Source organism: Rahnella sp. Larv3_ips, assembly GCF_003697865.1.
GTDB lineage: Bacteria > Pseudomonadota > Gammaproteobacteria > Enterobacterales > Enterobacteriaceae > Rahnella > Rahnella rivi.
The window spans coordinates 234,925-242,260 of sequence record NZ_MJIB01000005.1 but is presented as its reverse complement, the minus strand read 5'-3'; the positions used below and the strand labels follow the sequence as shown (position 1 = coordinate 242,260).

At 54.2% G+C, this 7,336-nt stretch carries 8 protein-coding genes; 4 read left to right on the top strand and 4 right to left on the bottom strand.

The genetic code is table 11. The features are described from left to right. Positions 1 to 157 (bottom strand): DEAD/DEAH box helicase family protein (locus ED901_RS25365; RefSeq protein WP_256370283.1); only part of this gene is annotated, 157 nt, incomplete at its 3' end. A gap of 351 nt (positions 158 to 508) precedes the next feature. On the opposite strand from ED901_RS25365, the gene rsuA reads away from it, so the two are divergent. Beyond that, on the top strand, positions 509 to 1,216 hold the full coding sequence (rsuA, locus tag ED901_RS09835; RefSeq protein WP_056778457.1) for a 16S rRNA pseudouridine(516) synthase RsuA: 708 nt from the start codon (positions 509 to 511) through the stop codon (positions 1,214 to 1,216). A 33-nt stretch (positions 1,217 to 1,249) separates the two neighbouring features. Continuing rightward, positions 1,250 to 2,449, top strand: a complete 1,200-nt coding sequence (locus tag ED901_RS09830; protein WP_056779147.1) for a Bcr/CflA family multidrug efflux MFS transporter — start codon at positions 1,250 to 1,252, stop codon at positions 2,447 to 2,449. A gap of 96 nt (positions 2,450 to 2,545) precedes the next feature. Here the strand turns inward: ED901_RS09830 and ED901_RS09825 are convergent, their stop codons facing one another. The 3 genes from ED901_RS09825 to ED901_RS09815 all read right to left on the bottom strand — a co-directional run bounded on the left by ED901_RS09825 (position 2,546) and on the right by ED901_RS09815 (position 5,595). Then, entirely contained in the window at positions 2,546 to 2,803 is a 258-nt protein-coding gene (locus tag ED901_RS09825; RefSeq protein WP_122095792.1) for a hypothetical protein, read from the bottom strand. 268 nt (positions 2,804 to 3,071) lie between these two features. Next, on the bottom strand, positions 3,072 to 4,427 hold the full coding sequence (locus ED901_RS09820) for an MFS transporter (RefSeq protein WP_056778464.1): 1,356 nt from the start codon (positions 4,425 to 4,427) through the stop codon (positions 3,072 to 3,074). A gap of 184 nt (positions 4,428 to 4,611) precedes the next feature. Further along, positions 4,612 to 5,595, bottom strand: coding sequence for a LacI family DNA-binding transcriptional regulator (locus ED901_RS09815; RefSeq protein ID WP_056778469.1), 984 nt, complete (start codon positions 5,593 to 5,595; stop codon positions 4,612 to 4,614). A gap of 206 nt (positions 5,596 to 5,801) precedes the next feature. Between ED901_RS09815 and idnO the strand changes: the two genes are divergently transcribed. Together idnO and ED901_RS09805 are read left to right on the top strand one after the other, a co-directional pair. Continuing rightward, positions 5,802 to 6,566, top strand: a complete 765-nt coding sequence (gene idnO / locus ED901_RS09810; protein WP_122095791.1) for a gluconate 5-dehydrogenase — start codon at positions 5,802 to 5,804, stop codon at positions 6,564 to 6,566. Between the two features lie 11 nt (positions 6,567 to 6,577). Further along, positions 6,578 to 7,333 carry an SDR family oxidoreductase gene (locus ED901_RS09805; protein ID WP_122095790.1) on the top strand — a complete coding sequence of 252 codons (756 nt, stop codon included), beginning with the start codon at positions 6,578 to 6,580 and terminating at the stop codon, positions 7,331 to 7,333. Positions 7,334 to 7,336 lie beyond the last annotated feature (3 nt).

Genomic DNA, 7,336 nt, shown 5'->3' with positions numbered 1-7,336 from the left:
CACGGCCACGCGCGACGCGGGCGAGTTCGGCAATCACCAGGCTTTTTCCCGCGCCGGTAGGCAGCACGATCACCGCCGGTTCATCGTGCTGACGGAAATGACGCAGCGTGGCGTCCACGGCATCTTGCTGATAGGGGCGGAGCGTAAAAGCAGTCACGGGTCGGCCATCACCTGTTCATTTACATGTTAATAAATACAGTGGTGGAGTATGCCAAGAAATCTGCCGCATGGCGATGAGCAATCAAATCACGCCGCGGGAATGTGTAGCCTGCTTATTTTTATGCTTTCCTCCTAGGATGCGTCGCTAAGCGCGGCTATACTCTCTGTCTCAATGCGGCAGTGCATCTGCCCCCTCGAAGTAATAATCACGTTTTGCAGTTATTGCGAATTGAAAGTATTACGAATCGAACAACCCTGAACCCTGTCAGTTGCTTGAATGCGGCGGCGGGGTCTTGTGTTTTATCAGTAACGCGATCACTCAGATCGCCATGTAAGGCAAGCCGATCCAATGCGTCTGGACAAGTTTTTATCTCAGCAATTAGGTGTAAGCCGCGCGCTCGTTCTGCGTGAGCTTCGCAACAAACGTGTCACCGTTGACGGTGAAATCGTCAAAACCGGCGCGATGAAAATCAGCCCCGAACAGCGTGTCGAATTCGACGGTAACGTGCTGGATCAAATCACTGGCCCGCGTTATTTCATGCTTAATAAGCCGCAGGGCTATGTCTGTTCCACCGATGATCCCGATCACCCGACCGTGCTGTACTTCCTCGAAGAGCCGGTAGCGTACAAACTGCATGCCGCAGGGCGTCTGGATATCGACACTACCGGTCTGGTGTTAATGACCGACGACGGCCAGTGGTCGCACCGCATTACGTCTCCGCGCCATCAGTGCGAAAAAACCTATCTGGTGACGCTCGAAAATCCGCTGGCGGATGACACTGCCGCACAGTTTGAAGCGGGCGTTCAGCTGCACAACGAAGATTCCCTGACCAAACCGGCACAGCTTGAGCAAGTCGATGAGCGCGTGGTGCGTCTGACCATCAGCGAAGGCCGTTACCATCAGGTTAAACGCATGTTTGCCGCCGTGGGCAACCACGTTGTGGCACTGCACCGCGAACGCATTGGCGGGATTGTGATGGATGAAGATTTGGAGCCAGGCCAGTATCGTCCGTTAACTGAGCAGGAAATTGCCAGCGTTGGCATGCCCCCGCGGTAGTTTTTTCATTATCTGATTAATTTGGTGGTGAACGTGCAGGAAAAACCGGTATCCCATATTGGATTAATTTTCATTCTGGGATTGATATCGATGCTGATGCCATTGGCTATCGATATGTATCTGCCAAGTATGCCCGTGATTGCGCAGGAATATGGTGTTCCGGCGGGCAGTGTGCAAATGACCCTCAGCGCGTATGTGCTGGGTTTTGCGATAGGGCAGCTGTTTTACGGGCCGATGGCAGACAGCCTCGGGCGTAAACCGGTGATCTTCTGGGGCGTGATGATCTTTGCGGTGGCGGCCGGTGCCTGTGCGATGGCGCAGTCGGTCGAGCAACTGGTCTGGATGCGTTTCCTGCACGGCTTAGCCGCCGCAGCGGCCAGCGTGGTGATCAACGCCCTGATGCGCGATATGTTCACCAAAGACGAGTTCTCGCGGATGATGTCTTTCGTTGTGCTGGTGATGACCGTCGCGCCGCTGCTTGCTCCGATGCTGGGCGGCGTGCTGATGGTGCTGTTCAGCTGGCACGCGATATTCTGGGCGATGGCCATTGCGGCACTGATCGCAGCGACCCTGGTCGCGGTGTACATCAAAGAAACATTACCCAAAGAGCGAAGACAAAAATTCCATTTACGCACCAGCGTGGGCAACTTCGTCTCACTGTTCCGTCATAAACGCGTGCTCAGTTATATGCTGGCGAGTGGTTTCTCCTTCGCCGGTATGTTCTCTTTTCTCAGCGCCGGTCCGTTTGTCTATATCGAGCTGAACGGAGTTTCACCGCAGAATTTCGGCTTTTACTTTGCGCTCAATATTGTGGCGCTGGTGATCCTGACGCTTATCAACAGCCGTAATGTTCGCCGCGCAGGTGCTGTCAAAATGTTCCGTTTTGGCCTGTTTGTGCAGCTGGCGATGGGTATCTGGCTGGTCGTGGTTTGCCTGCTCGGTCTGCCGTTCTGGGCGATGGTGATGGGCGTGGCGGGGTATGTCGGCGTGATTGCCATGGTGACCTCTAACGCGATGGCGGTGATCATGGATGACTTTCCGCACATGGCCGGTACCGCGGCCTCTCTGGCCGGGACGATTCGTTTCGGCACCGGTGCGGCGATTGGTTCCATTCTGTCACTGTTTACCGCGAAAAGTGCCTGGCCGATGGTCGGTTCAATGGCGTTTTGCGTGATTGCCGCCACCTTGCTGTACCTGTACGCGAGCCGCCCGCAGCCCCAAAAAGCATCATAAGAGCCGTTGCAGACGCGACCAAAAATAAAGGCTGGCTAAATAGTATTATTTAGCCAGCCTTTTTCTTTTTCTGCCGTTCAATATCAGTAAGTCAGCTTACTTTTGATTAAAGGTATTAAGCCGCTCAATACTGGATTTATACCCCAGTACCACATATGCCACCTGTGCCTCGACACCGGCGATCAGTGCATCTCTTTCTTCGGGCGTGATTTTATTTTTACGTGCAGCAAGCGCGACTTTCTGCATGGACTGCACGGCTTCATCCATCTCTTTCTGGAAGACTTTGACTGCCTCCAGCGTGGGCTCATTCTTTACCACTGTCAGCGCCTGATCGGCAGAATCACGGATAGCCATGAATTCTGCCGGGGTCGTTATGTTGTCTTTATCTATGCATTTTCAATGCACTGTCTAATTCAGGGTGTGATGTTTTTAGCGTTAAAGTCATGTTTATCTCCAGAGCGTAAAGTTAACTGCGAAGGACTTACGATCAGAGATTAGTACAAAATTTAACCGCGTATTATATAAAGTCTAAAAATTTGACTTTACTTCACCAATAATAATGCTTACCTGAATAATCATTATCATTTATACGAATTACCTCTGCATCAGGGCGACGAAATGATCAACCGGTAATGGGCGTATTTATGCTTTTCGTCTTGCGGCTTATCCGCATCCGGGCATATTCATCCGCCATCGCTTTGGCTTTCGCGCCGGGGATAAGCGCCATGTCGCACTCTTTCGGCAGTAACGTGGTGACCGCTGCGGCAATCAGTAATGACGCCACCAGCGCGTAAATCGCGGTGCTCTGACCGTACAGGCTGACCAGTACGCCGACCAGATACGGCCCGCAGAAGCCCCCTAAATTCCCCAGACCGTTAATCACACCGCGCGCGCTGCCTGCTACTTCCGGCGTGGTCACTTTGCCCGGAATGGTCCAGAAGGCGCTGGTGGCGGCTTGCAGGAAGAAACCAGCACCGACCAGGAAACCGTAGGCCGCCATGATGTTATGACCAAACGCCACCGACGCCGCCAGACAGGCTGCAAAACCACACAGCGGCAGGGCGATAAACATCCGGCGTTTGCCGGTTTTATCCGACATCACCGACATCGCCAGAATCCCCAGCATGGTGCCCACGTAAGGGATAATCGCCAGCATACCCACCGAGCTCATGTCGCCGCCGGTGAGGTTTTTCAGGATAGTCGGCAGCCACAGGGTGTAACCGTAGATGCCGGTCTGATAGAAGAAGTTAATGATGATCAGTTTGACGATAGAACCGTTGCGGAACACCTCTTTGAGCGGCGCATTGTTCACCGGCGCCAGCGCCCGCAGGGCGTCGCGTTCGCGGTTCAGCTCGGTGACCAGATAGTCGCGTTCACGCTCTGACAGCCATTTGGCCTCTTCCGGACGGTCGCTGATGGTGAACCACCAGAAAATCATCACCACGAAAGACAATGCCCCTTCAATGATGAACAACCAGCGCCAGTCGAGCGTATCCAGAATCAGGCCGGACAGCGGCGCGGTGATCATTCCGCCCAGCGGCGCGAACATCAGTACGTACGCATTGGCGCGGCCACGTTCTTTATCCGGGAACCAGTTGCTGACCATGGTCAGCACCACCGGCAGCATCCCGCCTTCGGCCACACCCAGCGCAAAGCGCAGGAACAGCAGTTGGTACTGATTGGTAATAAAGCCGGTCAGGATGGAGATCACCGCCCAGGCAATCAGCGAGCAGGCGATAAACTTACGTCCGCTGCCGTGAACCGCCAGGCTGCCGCCCGGAACCTGCAGGAATAAATACCCGATAAAGAATATACCGGCGGCCAGACCGGCCATTGATGCGGTAATGCCTAATTCAGCGTCCATTCCGCCGGGCATGGCGAAACTGATATTAACCCTGTCCATGAAAGAAATAATACAGGCGATAAGGATGGGAGCGATGACGCGTAACCAGCGGGCCTTAGGAATCTTATTATTCATATTCTTTCCTCTGTGTAGGGGTATCAGGCGATGTCCTAATAAAAGCATTTTGAGGAAAGTATTTCGTGACATGAGTCACGTTGAATTATGTTAAGAAAAGGTGTTACTTCTTACGTGATCCCACGCCTTATTTCAGGCGTGGATAAACGAAGGGTGACAGGGCAAAAGAAGAGGAAATACCCGGTTAAATGGTGCCGCCAAGCGAGATGCGGTAGTGCAAATCGACCCGCTCAATGGTAGGCAGATTATTGATTTTCTTGAGTAATATTTCAGACACCACTTTACCCATTTCAAAGCGCGGCGTGATGACACTGGCCAGCAGCGGCGTGGTGGCCAGCCCGATATCCAGCCCGTGGAAACCGGAAATCGCCATGTCCTGCGGTACGCGGATGCCTAATTTCAGGCATTCCTGTAACACGCCGACCGCAATATCGTCATTGGTGCATAAGATTGCATTGGTTTGCGGATCCAGCTGGCGCGCCATCGCCAGCATGCCTGCGCCAATAGACACCGACGAGACTTTATTTGGCGTGATATGCACCGGCGTCAGCCCGCGTTCATTCATGGCGCGGCAATATCCCTGATAACGTTTCTGATCGCGGGCATCAGACATCGAGCCAAAATAAACCACGTGCTGTTTGCCGCTGGCGAGCAGCGTGGTGGCCATGTCGTAGCCGGCCTGCTGATTGTCAAACCCTACGGCGATCCGGCCATGGGTATCATCCAGATCCATCACCTGCGCCACGGGAATATCCGCCGCATTCAGGTACTTATCGGCTTTCAGCGTATGGACGGAATCCGTCAGGATAAGCCCCGCCAGTTGATAACCCAGCAGGTTGATGATGTGCTCTTCTTCGCGCTCTTTGCTGTAATCATAATTGACCACCAGCGTCTGGTAGCCCTGTGCTGAGGTCACCGATTCAATACCGGCCAGCAAATCGGAGAAGATCTGATTATTGAACGACGGCACAAGAATGCCGATGCGCGGCGCTTTGGCCGGTCCCCGCGCCTCTTCCAGCGGATATCCCACTTCCTCCATCACCCTGGTGATGCGCTCGCGGGTTTCAGGAGACACCTTTTCCGGCGTGCGCAGAAAACGACTGACCGTCATCTTGGTCACATCTGCCAGTTGGGCGATATCCTGTAGTGTCACGCGCTGATTTCTCATGCGGAATGTTCCTGGTTGTACCTGCAAATAGTCCTGATTATTGAAACAGAAAGCGCCGTGAATTGTTATCAAAATGATGATGATCACACGAAGGGTAACAGCGTTTTTTAACATCCTTCAAAGTGATCTGCATCACAGTTTGCCCGCGCCTAAAACGTTGTAGTGTGGCTAACGCTTCGAACCGCTTCCTCCATAAGGCCAATGCTATGACAAATCTCTTCTCACTGGATAACAAAAAGATACTGGTCACCGGATCCACGCGCGGTCTGGGTTTCCTGCTGGCGAAAGGGCTGGCGCAGCACGGCGCTGAAATTATCGTCAACGGTACCCAGCAGGCGTCCACGCAAAAGGCGGCGGAAGCCCTGCGGGCGGAAGGTTTTATCGCCCATGCCGTTGCGTTTGATGTCACCAGCAGTCAGGCGGTGAATCAGGCGATTGATCACATTGAAAGCACCATCGGACCGATTGATGTGCTGATCAATAACGCCGGGATCCAGCGCCGTCACAAATTCACCGAGTTTCCGGAGAAAGACTGGGACGACGTGATTGCCGTGAATCAGAAATCCGTGTTTTTGGTTTCTCAGGCAGTGGCGCGTTACATGATCCAGCGCGAGCGCGGCAAAATTATCAATATCGGTTCGATGCAAAGCGAGCTGGGCCGCGACACCATCACGCCTTACGCCGCGTCAAAGGGCGCGGTGAAAATGCTGACCCGCGGCATGTGTGTTGAGCTGGCGCGCTACAATATTCAGGTGAACGGCATCGCGCCGGGCTATTTCAAAACCGACATGACGCAGGCGCTGGTGGATAACAAAGAGTTCTCCGACTGGCTGTGTAAACGCACACCGGCAGCGCGCTGGGGTAACCCGGAAGAGCTGGTCGGCGGCGCAGTTTATCTGTCATCCCGGGCCTCAGATTTCGTCAACGGGCATCTTTTATTCATTGATGGCGGCATGCTGGCCGCGGTGTAAAAGGAAGCGAGATGAGCACAGAAAACGCGAAAATTGCTTTAGTCACCGGCGGCGGGAGCGGCATTGGCCTGAGTGCCGCGAAGGCGCTGGAAGCGATCGGTTTTACCGTGATCCTGGCCGGGCGTAACAAAGAAAAACTGGATCAGGCGGTGAAGTTATTTGCAGCGGGGCAGGCGGTGGCGCGGCAACTGGACGTTACCAGCCCAGAGTCGGTCGCTGCGCTGTTTCAGGATATTCAGGAAACCTTCGGGCGGCTGGATGTGCTGTTCAATAACGCCGGTAACAATGTGAAGGATGTGCCCATCGACGAACTGCCGGTGGAAGACTGGCTGTCGGTGATCAACACCAATCTGACCGGCGTATTTTTATGTACGCAGGCGGCGGTAAAACTGATGAAACAGCAATCGCCGCAGGGCGGGCGCATCATCAACAACGGCTCGATTTCGGCGCAGTCGCCGCGCCCGAATTCTGCGCCGTACACCGCCAGCAAACACGCCATTACCGGTCTGACCAAATCCACTGCGCTGGATGGGCGCGCGTTCAATATTGCCTGCGGGCAGATTGATGTCGGCAATGCGGCGACGGATATGGGCAATAAAGCGCTGGCGGGCAGAATGCAGGCCGACGGGCATATCGCCGAAGAACCGGTGATCCCGGTGGAACGTGTCGGTGAGGCGGTGGCATTTATGGCCGGTTTGCCGCTTGATACTAACGTGCTGACCATGACCGTCATGGCGAGCGCGATGCCGCTGGTGGGCAGAGGTTAAGCT